The organism is Pseudomonas sp. P1_C12, from assembly GCF_056406435.1.
This window is the reverse complement of the sequence record NZ_JBFUAE010000005.1, coordinates 357,935-374,169: the sequence shown is the minus strand read 5'-3', so window position 1 is coordinate 374,169 and position 16,235 is coordinate 357,935. Positions and strand designations below refer to the sequence as shown.

The following is a 16,235-nucleotide window of genomic DNA, read 5'->3' as shown; positions in this document are numbered from 1 at the left end:
TATCGCGATACTCCCGCCAAATCGTGGCATACATATGTACCACCACCTCCTCCCTCTTCCTCGCCATGCTGCCGGCTCTTTCTACCGACTGAGACCGTTTCCATGAGCACACCCACCCCCCCACCGTCTTTTGAAGAAATCAAAGGCTACCTCAACCAAATCGGCCATCACCTGCTCAACGCCCAAACCCCACTGCTGCCCGACCATAAACCCACAGCCGAACAACGCTACCTGGAACGCCTGGACGGCATCCTCAAGCGCTACCGGGAACAGTTCCTGAGCAAGGCCAAAACCCACTATCAAGGATTAGCCAACAACGACCTGAAAACCTCGGAAGGCCAGACTCTGCTCACCACTCTCAAGAGCACCTTGAACACGCATCTGATGGACATGGACCTGCGTGGGCAGATCGATGGCAGGTCACTCAAATCCTACATGACCTTCGAAGCCGGGTTCACCGCCCTGGAGCATGAGGCCAGGCTCGGCGTCCAGGATCGCCTGCTGCACCCACAAGAAGGCACGATGCTCGAAAGCGTGGCGCTGCCCCCAAGCTTGCGTCCAGGCCTGTACGCCTTGCAGTTCAGTTACCAGGCGCAACAGGTCGAGCTGGCCGGTGCCTTTGTCGCCACAGAAAAAAACAGCGTTGTAGTCAACGACCTGATGAGCGCGCAGGACGTCGGCCAAGTCTTGCTGTTCACACCTGCGCGAGGGATCGAATCGTTCAACACCCTGGCCGAACTCAACACCCACTTGCGGCAAAACATGGAGCACGCCAGCGGGCGCAGTGAGTTCATCGACAGGTTGCCCACGCGCTACCACGCCTTGAGCCCCGCCGGAATCTGGCCCCTGGAACTATCACCCATCGACGACCAGCCGTTGTTCGAACACACCGTCGGTGCACTGATCGCCAAGCGCACCCAGGATATCGACCGGGCCCTGAGCCTGGTGGACAACCCGCAGCACGACCCTGCCCAATTGATCGCGGCCCTCGACCGCGCGATCCGCAGCGCCCTGCCCGACCTCGGTGCCCGTCTGGAACTGCGCGCCCAACGCCTGCTCGAACGGTTGCTGCGCTACAGCGCACCCGATTGGTATCGCAGCGCCAGCGAGGCACACCGGGCCACGCTGGCTGAACATCTGGCCAGTTACAACCAGGCACGCCAACACCTGCTCGATCTGTTGGGCCCCGCCGCGAACCCCCAAGCCCTGGCCCGTTTTCAATGGCTGGAGCGGTTGAGCGATGACCTGGAGATTCACGACCTGAACCCGGAGCACCTACAGGTCAAAACCCAACGGCTTGTGCCCAGCGTCGGCCACTATGAACACAATCGCAACCTGATCGACCTGGCCTTGCGGGGCCTGCATACCGGCGACGAACTGCCTGGCTGCGACTTTCTGACGAAGACCACCTTTACGTATAACGGAGCGCCCTTGCCCGATGCGTACCAAGACCTGACCCCAGCGTGGATCGTGCAACAGTTGATGACCCTGCAACCTCGGTTCGACTTTGCACAGGTGCAACGAGAACTGCACGCCCGGCCCGAGTTCAGCAGCGCCATCGAGCAGATGCTCGACCAGCGGATCAACGCCCTGGCCTACACCGCCTTCCTGCAAGGCCACATTCGCGAAGACGACTACCAGGCGATCCAGCGCCTGCGCCAGGGTACCGATGCGCAACTGAGCGCAGCCACCCAGGGCGCCAGCGTCCTATCGCTGCACGGCGCGCAACTTCAGGACCTCTGGGTGTTGCGCCAGAGCGATACTGACGGGACGATCAACCGCGTACTGCTCTGCACCCCCGAGGCACCACAAGAGCACCAGTTCCAGGTGTTCGACAGCGAGCTTGCGTGCCAGCAACACATCCTCGGCTGGACCCTGGACAACGGCCTCAAGGCCCCACCCGGCACCATGACCGACTACTTGATCCGCCAGGTACCACTGCGCCTTCGCAACTCGATGAAGCACCTCTTGAGCGGTCTGAGCCTGAAGTTTCACGCCCAGGATTACAACAAGATCACGTTCAACGCTGGCAACTATCGCCAGAGCCTGAAATCGATGGCTGATCATGTACTCGCCACACGTATCGATAACTACGAATTCAATACGCCGAGTTGGTATCGCTCAGCCACCATTGATGTCAGGCGAAGACTCTCGACCCTGGCCGGGGATGCAGAAGGCAGCTTGCAGATCTACAACGACCATCCACAGTCCGAAGCCCGCGTCCAAAGCTTCGATGCCTACCTGCATGAAAAGGCCAGGGAGCGCTTGAATCAACTGCTGGGTCGCCGTCAAAACGATGTCGACCCGGACACCGTATGGGCCTATTCACCCTCCGCACTCGGCACCCGGACACCGGCGCCCATGACGTATACCCAGCTCTACCGTGATGGCTACGCCGATGGCGTCGGTTTTCTCGACGAAAAATTCTCCCGCTCGGCAAGGTACAGGGGCCCGCAAGGCGTTGACCTGAGCACCCTGAACGCCAATCCAGAAGCCGTCGCGCGCTCGGTCACCGGCGTCTGGATTGGCCAGCGCTACGTCGACAAGGTCAAGGCCGAGTTGCTGGACCCGGGCAGCCCGGCGTTTACTTTCAGGCGCAATGCGGTGCTGGCTATTACTCAACGACAGATGCTCAGTGCCGCATTGGAGTGTCGCCTGCAAGGACACATCGCCGGAGTTGACCTGCAATGGCTTGAGCGCTGCATCGCCAGTATGGGCGACACGTCGCTGGAGACTCGCGGCAACTACGCCATCCATCGCCTGCTGGTCGACGGCGAATGGGTCATCGACACCTACCTGTTCAGCCACGCTGACAACCCGGTGCTGCTCTATACGCCCCATGCCCCCGACGGCATCACCTTTCGCGAGGCCAGGCAGTTCAATTACCTGCTGAAAAAACTCCCCGACTTCATCCGCTACCTCACCCTGCGTGTCGATGTTCAATCCCGGGGCCGGATCCAGGCATTTCTGGAGGCCGCCAAACAAGGGCTGCCTGAGGACCTGGATAAAACCACCCCCAGCCCCCCACGTTACGACTCGACCCGGGCACTGCCTCCGGTGCTTGACCTGCGCCGTTTGCTGTACAACATGAAGCTGCAACGCAAGATCGACGAAGTGACCGCCACCACCACTAACCGCACTCAGATGATCACCAGCATGCTCTGGACGTGCGTGGAGTTCGTGGCCGCCATCGCCACTGCGCCTTTCCCGGCTCTGAGTCTGAGTGTTGGCCTGCTACTGGCCTTCAAGGACGGCATGCTCGCCCTGCATGCGTACAACCAGGGCGACACCTCGGCCGCCCTTGAGCACTTCGCCGGGTATCTGTTCAACAGCGCCGGCGCCCTCTTCACCGACCTGCGTCCGGTCCTGCACTCGTTCAAACCCATCGGCAAATCCGTGCGCCTGGCAGTTGCCAGCACCGAGCAAGGCCGGGCGATGAAGCTGATCAGCCAGCTGGAAACCGCCCCCCCGGCACCTGCAGGCATGCAGCCTGTGTTGTTCAACGGCGAGGTGCTCTGGGCGCCGAAGACCCCGGATGTGATCGGTCGCTACTTGCTGTATCGCCATGACCCGGTCAGCGGCAAATGGGTCTCGACCACGCGCCTGGCCGCACCGAACGCCGAGGGCATCTGGACCCGCACCGGAGTTTCCGGCGGCGCGCCGAAATATGAAACAGTGCCTGAAACTCCCGGACCGTCAAAAGACTATGGGATGCCACAGAAGTACTGGAGCAGGCTTGAGCCGGTCATGGACCCGCAGATACGGGCGCTCATGATCAGCCAGGCAGCCGATATTGACCAAGGTTTAGTCGCCACTGTGCTGGGCAGTGCCGCCAATGAACTGCGTTCGTTACGCACGGTTTACCTGCAGCAGGTCGAACGCCTGACCAAGGACGCGGACAACTTCTTCCTCTACCTCGACACGCTGCCCGCTCGCGCCAGCGTGCCTGCCGTAGATGCCAGCACCCCGCTGGCCCGACTGGTCGTCAACGATGCCTTTGCCGGCAACAGGAACCTGGTCATCGGTGCCGTGCCAGGCTCCATCGCCAGCAAGCAGGCACTGATTACCAACATGGATGCCCTGGTCAAGCAAGGTTTCAAGCGCCTGTATGTGGAGTTCCTGCCAGGGGATGTTTTCAAGCTCAAGCTTGAAAAGTTCAACCAAGGGAAATCATGGCGGCACATCAAAGAACATTTGAAGGCCATAGACCGGTCCTTCGGCATCGCAAAAGACGCCGAGTACTCTTACTTGGCCCTCGTACGCAAGGCCAGGGAAAAAGGCGTGCAAATCAAGGCGCTGGACGCCTCGACCTCCTATCGACTGGACGATGTCCTGCTCATGGGCGATAGCTCGCCGACCACGCCCCAGCCCAACAGCCTGAGAAACTACTACTCGCACAAAGTCATTGAAGCCGACATGGCCGATGCACCGCACGAACGCTGGATCGCCCTGGTCGATCGCTCGCGCATGACCACATACAACGGGACACCTGGCCTGGCTGACTTGACCAATGCGGTTGCGCTGCGCATCGAAGACGTCGGCTTGAATCAATCGGTGGGCATCTGGTCAGACACCCCCGGCAAGATACCAGGTGATGCACTCGCCAAAGGTGACTACCACATGACCCTGCAAACACCGTACAAGACACCCGAACCCATCTCGGCGGCTGCCTCTACATCCGTCGTCAGCACTGGCCATTTCAACGACTTCGATATTGCACCGTCGCTAAGAGATGAGATCGCCCGCATGAGCGACCAACCGCGCGGCCTGGACTCTCGCTACGCACCGTCCCAGCCAACGCGAACTGAAGCGTTCTCTGAATTCATCAAGCTACGCAGAAACTTGAATACCAATGCCAAGAGCTTCTTTGCCGACTATGTTCCGCCTGCCAGGCCAACGTTGCCAACGATCAGCACCAGCACCACGCCCGAGTCGTTCCTGAAACAAATCAGCGAAAGCCGCCTGCCGGGGTTGGTGATTGGCGAGGCTCACTCGGCAGAGTCGAGCAAGGCATTTCTGATAAAGCAGATGAAGCAGTTGAAGCAGCAGGGCTACAAGACGCTCTACGTCGAACACCTGCTCACCGACCTGCACCAGGCTGAACTGGAGGTGTTCCATCTAACCCAGCGGTTTCCCGACAACCTCAAGGCCTACCTGAAAGCCCAGGATCGGGGACATATGCCGTTCTACAATGGCTCTGACAACTACTCGGAAGTCATCCAGGCCGCCAACAAATATGGCATCCGCATCAGGGCGCTGGACTGTACCGCCAGCTATCACCTCAAGGGCTTGCCTGATCCGGAAAAAGCCCGCAACCAGATGTTCAACTACTTCGCTTCCCGGGTCATCCTGGCCGACCAGGCGGCACACGGCCCCCATAAGTGGATTGCCTTCATCGGCAGCGCCCACACCAATAACTACCAAGGCGTATCGGGACTGGCCGAAATCCTGGGCACGGTCAGCCTGCATGTCAGGGATTGCGCGCCGTCACTGTCCAGAGGCATTCACCTCGGGTACTGGGAAACCGATCTCACGGGGCCTGGCTGGAGGGCGATACGCAGTGACTTCAAACTGGAAGTCAGCAACGCCCGGCAACGAGTTCCCGCGCCCTTTGCACCTGTCGACAGGTCAAGATTACGCCAGGCGGGGCACTTCCTGATCGAACGCCCCTCGGCTGTCGAGACCAACCTGTTGCACCGCTCCCGCAGCGGTGAAATTGTTTCCACACCGATTCAGGTGGACGATAACGGATTGTTCTTTATCGACCGCTGGGACATGTCGACACGACACTTCGAGTACCAAAACATGCTGATCGAAGCACTCAAGGCAGACGTTCCCCTGACGCCAGCGCCGTAATCGGCGCCAGTCACCTATTATCACGCCCAACAAAAAACCCGCTGAAATCTCTTTCAGCGGGTTTCTCATTTCAGCAGCCAGGAAGATCAGAAATCCTCCAACCGCCACACTTCATAAGCCGGCGTCTCGTAGGGATGACTCTGTTTCAAAGCCGCCACCACCGCGCGAATCAACTCATCCGCCACCACCAACTCGACCTTCCATTCCTCGACCTGTTCGACCTGCCCCGCTTGCCCAATGAACGGCTGGCTGCCGTCCAGTGGACGAAACTGACCCAGGCCCAACACCTGCCATGCGCAGTGATCGTAAGCACCGATCCGTCCGCCACCGGCGGCGAATACGGCGCTCTTCACGTCTTCGACATGACTGGTTGGAACAAAAAAGCTGAGCTTGTACACGGCGCTTAGTTCACCCGTTCTTAGTTCACCCAGACGCGAGCATTACGGAACATGCGCATCAGCGGTGCATCTTCGTTCCAGTCATCCGAACGCCACGAGTTCTGCACGGCACGGAATACACGCTCCGGGTGCGGCATCATGATGGTCACGCGACCGTCGCGGCTGGTCAGGCCGGTGATCCCGCGCGGCGAGCCGTTCGGGTTGGCCGGGTAGCTTTCGGTGACCTTGCCGTGGTTGTCGACGAAACGCATCGCCACACAACCCGACAGATCGGCTTCCAGCAGTGCTTCTTCGCTGGCGAACTCGGCATGACCTTCGCCGTGGGCGATGGCGATCGGCATACGCGAACCGGCCATGCCTTGCAGGAAGATCGAGTTCGACTCCTGGATCTGCACCATGGCAACACGGGCTTCGAACTGCTCGGAACGGTTGCGCACGAAGTGCGGCCAGAACTCGCTGCCCGGGATCAGCTCGTGCAGGTTGGACATCATCTGGCAACCGTTGCACACGCCGAGGGTGAAGCTGTCGTTGCGTTCGAAGAAGCCCTGGAACGCATCGCGGGCACGGCTGTTGAACAGCGCGGATTTCGCCCAGCCTTCACCGGCACCCAGTACGTCGCCGTACGAGAAGCCACCGCAAGCGACCATGCCCTTGAACTCGTTCAGGTCGACACGGCCGGCCAGAATGTCGCTCATGTGCACGTCGATCGCGTTGAAACCGGCGCGGTCGAACGCCGCCGCCATTTCCACCTGACCGTTGACGCCCTGCTCACGCAGTACGGCAACCTGTGGGCGAATGCCTTTCTTGATGTAAGGCGCGGCGATGTCCTGGTTGATGTCGTAGCTCAGCTTGACGCTCAGGCCCGGGTTGTCTTCTTCCAGCAGCACGTCGAACTCTTGCTCGGCGCAGTCGGCGTTGTCGCGCAGACGCTGGATCTGGTAGCTGGTCTCGGCCCACTGACGCTGCAGCAGACGACGCTGGCCTTCGAACACGGTTTCGCCGTTGAAGGTGATGCTGATCTCGCCGTTGTTCATCGGCTGACCGATCACCGACACGCAGTCACCCAGGCCGGCAGCGCTGAACTGCGCAAGGATGTCCGGCGTAGCGTCCTGGCGAACCTGGATCACGGCGCCCAGTTCTTCGTTGAACAGGATGGCGGCGATGTCGGCGGAGGTTTCTGCCAGACCGTCGAGGTTCAGGCTCAGGCCGCAGTGACCGGCGAACGCCATCTCGACAACGCTGGTCAGCAGACCACCGTCGGAACGGTCGTGGTAAGCCAGCAGGTGGCCGTCGGCGTTGAGGCCCTGGATCACGGCGAAGAAGGCTTTCAGGTCTTCGGCGTCATCGACGTCCGGAGCCTGCTTGCCGAGCTTGCCGTGAACCTGCGCGAGGATCGAGGCGCCCATGCGGTTCTGGCCACGACCCAGGTCGATCAGGATCAGGTCGGTGGTGCCCTTGTCCATGCGCAGTTGCGGAGTCAGGGTCTGACGGATGTCAGTCACTGGCGCGAAACCGGTCACGATCAGGGACATCGGCGAAGTCACGGACTTGTCCACGCCTTCATCGTTCCAGCGCGTGGCCATGGACATCGAGTCCTTGCCCACCGGAATGGTGATGCCCAGCTCAGGGCACAGCTCCATGCCGACCGCTTTCACGGTGTCGTACAGGCGTGCATCTTCACCCGGGTGACCGGCAGCGGACATCCAGTTCGCCGACAACTTGATGTCGGAGATCTTGCCGATGCGCGAAGCGGCGATGTTGGTCAGGGTTTCGCCGATGGCCATGCGGCCCGACGCCGGAGCGTCCAGCAGTGCCAGCGGAGTACGCTCGCCCATGGCCATGGCTTCACCGGTGTAGACGTCGAAGCTGGTGGCGGTGACGGCAACGTCGGCCACCGGCACCTGCCACGGGCCGACCATCTGGTCACGGGCCACGAGGCCGGTGATGGTGCGGTCGCCGATGGTGATCAGGAAGCTCTTGCTCGCCACGGCCGGGTGATGCAGGACGCGCTCGACGCAGTTGGCGATGTCGAGGGTCGACGGATCGAAATCATCGCCCAGTTCGTTTTCACGAACCACCGAACGGTGCATGCGCGGGGCTTTGCCCAGCAACACTTCCAGCGGCATGTCCACCGGGCTGTTGCCGAAGTGGCTGTCGGTGACGGTCAGCTGCGGTTCGGCAGTGGCTTCGCCGACTACGGCAAACGGGCAACGCTCACGTTCGCAGATCGCCTTGAAGCGCTCGAAGTCAGCCGGGCCGACGGCCAGGACGTAACGTTCCTGGGATTCGTTGGACCAGATTTCGTGCGGGGCCATGCCCGGCTCGTCGTTTGGAATGTTGCGCAGTTCGAAACGGCCACCACGGTCACCGTCGTTGACCAGCTCCGGGAAGGCGTTGGACAGACCGCCCGCACCCACGTCGTGGATGAAGCTGATCGGGTTCTTGTCGCCCAGTTGCCAGCAACGGTCGATGACTTCCTGGCAGCGACGTTCCATTTCCGGGTTTTCGCGCTGTACCGAAGCGAAGTCCAGGTCTGCCGAGCTGGTGCCGGTGGCCATGGAGGAAGCCGCGCCGCCGCCCAGGCCGATCAGCATCGCCGGGCCGCCGAGCACGATCAGCTTGGAGCCGACCAGGATCTCGCCTTTCTTGACGTGTTCTTCACGGATGTTGCCCATACCGCCAGCCAGCATGATCGGCTTGTGGTAACCACGAACTTCGTCGCCGTGCGGGGTGGTGATCGATTGTTCGAAGGTACGGAAGTAGCCGGTCAGGGCCGGACGACCGAATTCGTTGTTGAACGCAGCGCCGCCCAGCGGGCCTTCGATCATGATGTCCAGCGCGGTAACGATGCGCTCAGGCTTGCCGTACGGCACTTCCCACGGCTGTTCGAAGCCCGGGATCTGCAGGTTGGACACGGTGAAGCCGGTCAGGCCAGCCTTTGGCTTGGCGCCACGGCCGGTCGCGCCTTCGTCGCGGATCTCGCCGCCGGAACCGGTGGATGCGCCCGGGAACGGGGCAATCGCGGTCGGGTGGTTGTGGGTTTCAACCTTCATCAGGATGTGCACCGGCTCCTGCACCGCGCCGTACTGGCGGGTCTCAGGGTCCGGGAAGAAACGACCGGCCACGGAGCCGACGATCACCGAAGCGTTGTCCTTATAAGCAGACAGGACACCTTCGCTGTGCATCACGTAGGTGTTCTTGATCATGCCGAACAGGCTTTTTTCCTGGCTCTGGCCATCGATGTCCCAACTGGCGTTGAAGATCTTGTGACGGCAGTGCTCGGAGTTCGCCTGGGCGAACATCATCAGTTCGATGTCGTGCGGGTTGCGCTTCAAGCCGACGAAGGCATTGACCAGATAGTCGATCTCGTCTTCGGCCAGGGCCAGGCCCAGCTCGGTGTTGGCTTTTTCCAGCGCGGCGCGGCCGCCACCCAGCACGTCGATGGCGGTCAGGGGTTTCGGTTCGGCGTGGCTGAACAGACCGGCGGCCTGTTCGAGGTTGCCCAGGACGATCTGGGTCATGCGGTCGTGCAGACCGTCGGCGATCAACCGAGCTTCAGCGTCGCTGAACTGGCCGGCCACATAGAACGCGATGCCGCGCTCCAGGCGCTGGATTTTCGCCAGGCCACAGTTGCGAGCGATGTCGCTGGCCTTGCTCGACCATGGCGAGATGGTGCCAAAACGCGGCAGCACCAGAAACAGACGACCGGTCGGTTCTTGTACCGGAACGCTTGGACCGTACTTCAGAAGGCGCGCAAGCACCTGCTGTTCGTCGCCGGTCAGGACGCCGGTAACTTCGGCGAAGTGAGCGAATTCAGCATACAGGCCACTGACAGCCGGAACCTTCTGGCTCAGTTGCTCAAGGAGTTTGCTGTGGCGAAAGGCAGAAAGGGCAGGAGCGCCGCGCAGGATCAACATCTTCGGGACAGCCTCGGGAAGGGGTGTGCTTTGAGGCCGTGCATTCTAGCCTAAACAGCCCGCGACAGCACCCGAAACGCTACGCACGGTTGCACTCGGGTCTCGATCTGTGTTTCTGCCTCTAAAGTCAGGTTAACCGGGTGTGTGACAACAGCTTATTTTTACTGCGAAAAAATGCAGGCAAGGCCCATTTCTGGGGGGTTTCAGCCGTTTTTGTGATCTCTAGCAGACAACCCCCTCACTGTCGAGATATGGCGCCCGTGGTCCTTTGCGTATACTGCGCAGATGTTTTTCCCAACGGCTTTGCGTCCGCGGTACGCCAAATGGCTGATCGCAACCGGACTCTTCCTGATGCTCGGTGGCTGTGTTGATAAACCCAACACGCTCGAGCGCGTAAAGGAGGATGGTGTGCTGCGGGTGGTTACCCGAAACAGCCCCGCCACCTACTTTCAGGATCGCAACGGTGAAACCGGCTTCGAATACGAGCTGGTGAAGCGCTTCGCCGACGATCTGGGGGTCGAGCTCAAGATCGAGACGGCCGACAACCTCGATGACCTGTTCAACCAGGTCGGCAAGCCCAATGGCCCGGTACTGGCGGCTGCCGGCCTGGTCAGCAGCGAAGAACGCAAGAAGCAGGTGCGCTTCTCGCACTCCTATCTGGAAGTCACCCCGCAGATCATCTACCGCAACGGCCAGTCACGGCCGACCGACGCAAAGGATCTGGTGGGCAAGAAGATCATGGTGCTCAAGGGCAGCACCCACGCCGAACAACTGGCGCAGCTGAAACAGAAATTTCCCGGCATCGAATACGAAGAGTCTGACGCAGTCGAGGTCGTCGATCTCCTGCGCATGGTGGACGAAGGACAGATCGACCTGACCCTGGTCGACTCCAACGAAGTAGCGATGAACCAGGTGTACTTCACCAACATCCGTGTCGCCTTCGACCTTGGTGACGCCAGCAACCAGAGCTGGGCCGTCGCGCCGGGCGACGACAACAGCCTGCTCAACGAAATCAACGAGTACCTCGACGAGGTCAAGAAAAACGGCACCCTGCAACGCCTCAAGGATCGTTACTACGGGCATGTCGACGTTCTCGGCTACATGGGCGCCACCACGTTTGCCCAACACTTGCAGCAACGCCTGCCCAAGTACGAACAGCACTTCAAGTCGTACGCCAAGAAAGAGAAAGTCGACTGGCGCCTGCTGGCGGCCATCGGATACCAGGAGTCGTTGTGGCAACCGGCCGTCACGTCCAAGACCGGCGTGCGCGGCCTGATGATGCTGACCCAGAACACCGCGCAAGCCATGGGCGTGTCCAACCGCCTGGACCCCAGGCAGAGCATCATGGGCGGCGCCAAGTACCTGGCCTACATGAAAGACCAGCTCGACGGTTCGATTCAGGAACCGGACCGTACCTGGTTTGCTCTGGCGGCCTACAACATCGGCAGCGGCCACCTGGATGACGCACGCAAACTGGCGGCCAAGGAAGGGCTGAACCCGGACAAATGGCTGGATGTGAAGAAGATCCTGCCGCGCCTGTCGGAAAAGAAGTGGTACAGCAAAACCCGTTACGGCTACGCCCGTGGCGGCGAACCGGTGCATTTCGTGGCGAACATCCGTCGCTACTACGACATCCTGACCTGGGTCACGCAGCCGCAGCTTGAAGGCGACCAGGTCGCCGAGGGCAAACTGCTTGTTCCGGGGATCGACAAGACCAAGCCGGCGCAAGAGCCTGCTCCGCTATAAAGCAAAAGATCGCAGCCTGCGGCAGCTCCTACAGGGAAACGCATTCCCATGTAGGAGCTGCCATAGGCTGCGATCTTTTGATCTTATGCCTTGGCAGCCGCCGCCAGAATCAGCGCCTTCATCTCCGAAACAGCCGACTTGAAGCCAACGAACAGCGCATGGGCCACCAGCGCATGGCCGATGTTCAGCTCGTTGATGCCCTTGATCGCCGCCACGGCTTCAACGTTGTGATAGTGCAGGCCATGGCCGGCATTGACGATCAGGCCCTGGGCCAGGCCGAAGGCCACGCCATCGGCCACACGCTTGAGTTCTTCGGCGACTTCGGTCGGCGTCTCGGCATCGGCATAACGCCCGGTGTGCAGTTCGATGGCAGGCGCGCCGACACGGCGGGAGGCTTCGATCTGGCGCTCATCGGCATCGATGAACAGCGACACCTCGGAGCCGAGCTTCGACAGGCGCTCGACCGCTGCCTTGATCCGCGCTTCCTGCCCCGCCACGTCCAGGCCACCTTCGGTGGTCAGCTCCTGACGGGTTTCCGGCACCAGGCAAATGTGCGCCGGGCGGATGCGCTCGGCGAACTGCATCATTTCTTCGGTGACACCCATTTCGAAGTTCATGCGGGTTTGCAGCACGTCCTTGAGCAGCAGAACATCGCGCTCCTGAATGTGCCGGCGGTCCTCGCGCAGGTGCACGGTGATGCCGTCAGCGCCCGCCTCTTCCGCGTCCAGTGCTGCCTTGACCGGGTCCGGGTAACGGGTGCCCCGGGCCTGACGCAGGGTGGCAACGTGGTCGATGTTCACGCCAAGAAGAATGCGGGTGCTGGTGGTCACGGAAAGCGCTCCAGAAGAAGAGAAAGTTCGGTGCACAGCATACACGGGGAATTTACGGCTTTCGAAACAACTCTCGGGAAACCAGCGGTCGACCGCCCAGATGAACAGCCAGAGCTTGGCGCATCAGACGCTTGGCTGCCGATAGAGCACCCGGTGCGCTCCAGTCGGCTTCGGCCATGGCCAGCAGTTCAGTGCCATTGAACAGACCGGGTTGCAGCAGGTAGACACGTTCAAGCCCCGCATCCACTTGCAAACGATAGAGGCCGTCGGGAGCGATGGCATCACTGTGGATATCCGTGGTCAGTGAGAATCCGTATCCGAGGTCATCGAGCAGGCGCCACTCGAAGGAACGCAGCAACGGCTCCAGCGCGCGGCCCTCGGCCAAGGCGAGCAAAGTGGCGGCGTAATGATCGAACACGGCGGGGTGCGGATCTTCGGCGGGCAGCAGACGAATCAGCAGTTCATTGAGGTAAAGACCGCTGAACAGCGCCTCGCCATTGAGCCAGGTGGAAACGCCGGCACTTTCCATGCGCCCGACATTCTTCAGCTCACCCTTGCCCCGGAACTCCACTTCCAGCGGCACGAATGGCCGCGCCAACGTCCCGGCCTTGCCCCGCGCACTGCGCAACACCGCCCGCAGCCGGCCTTGCGGCGTCAGGAAATCCACCAGAGCACTGTTTTCACGGTAGGCGCGGGAGTGCAGGACGTAGGCGGGTTGGGCGATGGGCGGAGCAGTCGACATGGCGAAGATTTACCGGTCAGGAAACACAAAAAGATCGCAGCCTTCGGCAGCTCCTACATGGGTATTGTGTACACCCGTAGGAGCTGCCGAAGGCTGCGATCTTTTGATCGTTGAATCCTTGTTACAAGTCGCCATAACCCAACGAACGCAACGCACGCTCGTCATCGGACCAGCCGCCCTTAACCTTGACCCACAGGTTGAGCATGATCTTGGAGTCGAACAGCAGCTCCATGTCCTTGCGCGCTTCGGTGCCGATACGCTTGATGCGCTCGCCCTTGTCGCCAATGATGATTTTCTTCTGGCCGTCACGCTCGACGAGGATCAAGGCATGGATATGCAGGGTCTTGCCCTGCTGCTTGAACTCTTCGATTTCGACGGTGATCTGGTACGGCAGCTCGGCGCCCATCTGGCGCATGATTTTCTCGCGCACCAGCTCGGCGGCGAGGAAGCGGCTGCTGCGGTCGGTGATCTGGTCTTCCGGGAAGAAGTGATCGTTTTCCGGCAGGTGCTCGGCAATCACGCGTTCCAGTGCATCGAGGTTGTGCCCGTGCTGCGCGGAAATCGGGATGATCTGCGCATTCGGCAACTGTTCCTGCAACCAGCTCAGGTGCGGCATCAGCTCGGCTTTGTCTTCGATGCGATCGGTCTTGTTCAGCGCTACGATCAGCGGGCCGGTCACGTACTGGACGCGCTCGAGAACCATCTGGTCCTCTTCGGTCCATTTGGTGCGGTCGACCACGAAGATCACCACGTCGACGTCTTTCAACGCCGCCGAAGCGGTCTTGTTCATGTAGCGGTTCAGAGCCTTTTCGCCGCCCTTGTGCATGCCAGGGGTGTCGACGTAGATCGCCTGCACGTCGCCCTCGGTCTTGATGCCGAGCATGTTGTGACGAGTGGTTTGCGGTTTGCGCGAGGTGATCGCCAGCTTCTGACCCAGGATGTGGTTCAGCAGCGTGGACTTGCCCACGTTCGGACGGCCGACGATGGCAACATAGCCACAGCGAGTTGCATTTGTATCAGTCATTGCCATTCTCCACACCCAGGGCAATCAGTGCTGCGGCGGCCGCTACCTGTTCGGCAATACGACGACTCACACCCTGACCTCGGCTTTTTTCATTCAGTAAGATGATTTCGCATTCGACGAAGAACGTCCGGCAATGCGGCTCACCCTGGATATCCACCACTTCGTAACGCGGCAGCTCACAACCCCGGGACTGCAGGAACTCTTGCAGGCGGGTCTTTGGATCTTTGTTGGTGTCGACCAGCGTCAAACCTTCGAACTCGCCGGCCAGCCAGGCGAGCACACGCTCACGGGCCATTTCCATACCGGCATCGAGGTAGATCGCACCGATCAGCGCTTCCAGTGCATCGGCCAGAATCGACTCGCGACGGAAACCGCCGCTTTTCAGCTCGCCCGAACCCAGGCGCAGGTATTCGCCCAAATCGAAACCACGGGCCAGAACGGCCAGGGTCTCACCTTTGACCAGGCGCGCGCGCAAACGCGACAACTGGCCTTCGCGGGCCAGCGGGAAGCGCTCGAACAGCGCCTCGCCAGCGACGAAGTTGAGGATGGCGTCACCGAGGAATTCCAGGCGTTCGTTGTTACGCCCGGCAAAGCTGCGGTGAGTCAGGGCCAGGACCATCAGCTCCTGATCCTTGAAGGTGTAGCCGAGCTGACGCTCTAGACGGCTTAAGGAGACGCTCACGATTTACCCACGCTGAGTTCGTGGCTGGATTCCACCGCCATCGCCGTGAGGCGGCGCAGGCTTGGGACAATTAACGCTGTGTTCAAAAATAACATCCTGAATATCATTGTTTTCATGCGTCTGGCGCCCATTGTGCCGGTTCCAGAAATGCATTCGGCGCTGTGTTCAACAGCGCCGTGTCTGATTACTTGATCAGGCCAACCCGCGAGAAATTCGGCAGGTGGCTGAGTTTGGGTTCCGGCCAGCTCATCCAGACCGCGAAGGCCTTGCCGACGATATTCTTGTCGGGAACCATGCCCAGCAGATCCTTGGGAATGCTTGGATCATCCCAGTAGCGACTGTCGTTCGAGTTGTCGCGGTTATCGCCCATCATGAAGTAGTGCCCGGCCGGCACGGTCCACGAATGGTCCGGCATGGCGCGGTAGCGGCTCATTTCCTTGCGGATCATGTGCTCGGCCGCACCGAGTTTTTCCTTGTAGAGCTCAGCGCTGCCCAGCGTGCCCGGCTCGGCGCCGACCAGTTGCTCGGCAATCGATTGACCGTTGACGAACAGGCGCTTGTCGGCGGTGTAGCGAACCGTGTCGCCCGGCAAACCAACTACACGCTTGATGTAGTTGACGTTCGGGTCGCTCGGGTAGCGGAACACCATCACATCGCCGCGCTGTGGATCACCGACTTCGATGACTTTCTTGTCGATCACCGGCAAGCGGATCCCGTAGGAAAACTTGCTCACCAGGATGAAGTCGCCGACATCCAGGGTTGGCTTCATCGAACCGGAAGGAATCTGGAACGGTTCCACCAGGAACGAACGCAGCACCAGCACGATGAACAACACCGGGAAGAACGACTTGCCGTATTCAACCAGCAGCGGTTCCTTGCTCAGTTTCTCGACCACTGCGCCATCAAGCTGGCTCACACTGCCCTGATAGGCATTGATGGCAGACCGGCGCCGTGGCGCCAGGAACAACAGATCGAGCAACGCCAAAAGACCGCAGACGAATACGGCGATGACCAGCAACAGCGGGAAATTTAGTGACATA

9 protein-coding genes are annotated in these 16,235 nt (G+C 60.5%); 2 read left to right on the top strand and 7 right to left on the bottom strand.

Annotation, left to right across the window (positions count from 1 at the left end; translation table 11 throughout):
• Positions 1-102: 102 nt before the first annotated feature.
• A complete protein-coding gene (locus tag AC1D19_RS12095; RefSeq protein ID WP_477763308.1) occupies positions 103-5,856 on the top strand; it encodes a membrane-targeted effector domain-containing toxin in 5,754 nt (1,917 codons plus the stop codon).
• Between the two features lie 86 nt (positions 5,857-5,942).
• On the opposite strand, the gene AC1D19_RS12090 is transcribed toward AC1D19_RS12095, so the two are convergent.
• Both AC1D19_RS12090 and purL read right to left on the bottom strand, forming a co-directional pair.
• A complete protein-coding gene (locus AC1D19_RS12090; RefSeq protein WP_477763307.1) occupies positions 5,943-6,254 on the bottom strand; it encodes an NGG1p interacting factor NIF3 in 312 nt (103 codons plus the stop codon).
• A 20-nt stretch (positions 6,255-6,274) separates the two neighbouring features.
• Positions 6,275-10,171, bottom strand: a complete 3,897-nt coding sequence (purL, locus tag AC1D19_RS12085) for a phosphoribosylformylglycinamidine synthase (RefSeq protein WP_477763306.1) — start codon at positions 10,169-10,171, stop codon at positions 6,275-6,277.
• A gap of 285 nt (positions 10,172-10,456) precedes the next feature.
• Here purL and mltF point away from each other — a divergent pair, with 285 nt between their 5' ends.
• A complete protein-coding gene (mltF, locus tag AC1D19_RS12080; protein ID WP_477753515.1) occupies positions 10,457-11,917 on the top strand; it encodes a membrane-bound lytic murein transglycosylase MltF in 1,461 nt (486 codons plus the stop codon).
• 83 nt (positions 11,918-12,000) lie between these two features.
• Here the strand turns inward: mltF and pdxJ are convergent, their stop codons facing one another.
• From pdxJ to lepB, 5 genes are all read right to left on the bottom strand, one after another.
• Complete coding sequence (gene pdxJ, locus AC1D19_RS12075) at positions 12,001-12,747, bottom strand: pyridoxine 5'-phosphate synthase (protein ID WP_477753516.1); 747 nt, start codon at positions 12,745-12,747, stop codon at positions 12,001-12,003.
• Between the two features lie 52 nt (positions 12,748-12,799).
• Positions 12,800-13,489: a DNA repair protein RecO gene (recO, locus tag AC1D19_RS12070; RefSeq protein WP_477763305.1), complete on the bottom strand. Its 690-nt coding sequence runs from the start codon at positions 13,487-13,489 to the stop codon at positions 12,800-12,802.
• 121 nt (positions 13,490-13,610) lie between these two features.
• The gene (era, locus tag AC1D19_RS12065) at positions 13,611-14,513 is read right to left on the bottom strand and encodes a GTPase Era (protein WP_007973959.1); all 903 of its coding nucleotides are present in this window, start codon (positions 14,511-14,513) and stop codon (positions 13,611-13,613) included.
• Positions 14,506-15,195, bottom strand: coding sequence for a ribonuclease III (gene rnc / locus AC1D19_RS12060; protein WP_008053221.1), 690 nt, complete (start codon positions 15,193-15,195; stop codon positions 14,506-14,508). Before rnc ends, era begins: the two co-directional genes overlap by 8 nt.
• 184 nt (positions 15,196-15,379) lie before the next feature.
• Positions 15,380-16,234: a signal peptidase I gene (gene lepB / locus AC1D19_RS12055; protein WP_477763304.1), complete on the bottom strand. Its 855-nt coding sequence runs from the start codon at positions 16,232-16,234 to the stop codon at positions 15,380-15,382.
• Between the last annotated feature and the right edge of the window lies 1 nt (position 16,235).

Bases quoted from the DNA above. Each gene is read 5' to 3' on its own strand.
- recO (WP_477763305.1), bottom strand. From the start codon at position 13,489: ATGTCGACTGCTCCGCCCATCGCCCAACCCGCCTACGTCCTGCACTCC.
- mltF (WP_477753515.1), top strand. From the start codon at position 10,457: ATGTTTTTCCCAACGGCTTTGCGTCCGCGGTACGCCAAATGGCTGATC.
- era (WP_007973959.1), bottom strand. From the start codon at position 14,513: ATGACTGATACAAATGCAACTCGCTGTGGCTATGTTGCCATCGTCGGC.
- purL (WP_477763306.1), bottom strand. From the start codon at position 10,171: ATGTTGATCCTGCGCGGCGCTCCTGCCCTTTCTGCCTTTCGCCACAGC.
- AC1D19_RS12095 (WP_477763308.1), top strand. From the start codon at position 103: ATGAGCACACCCACCCCCCCACCGTCTTTTGAAGAAATCAAAGGCTAC.
- lepB (WP_477763304.1), bottom strand. From the start codon at position 16,234: ATGTCACTAAATTTCCCGCTGTTGCTGGTCATCGCCGTATTCGTCTGC.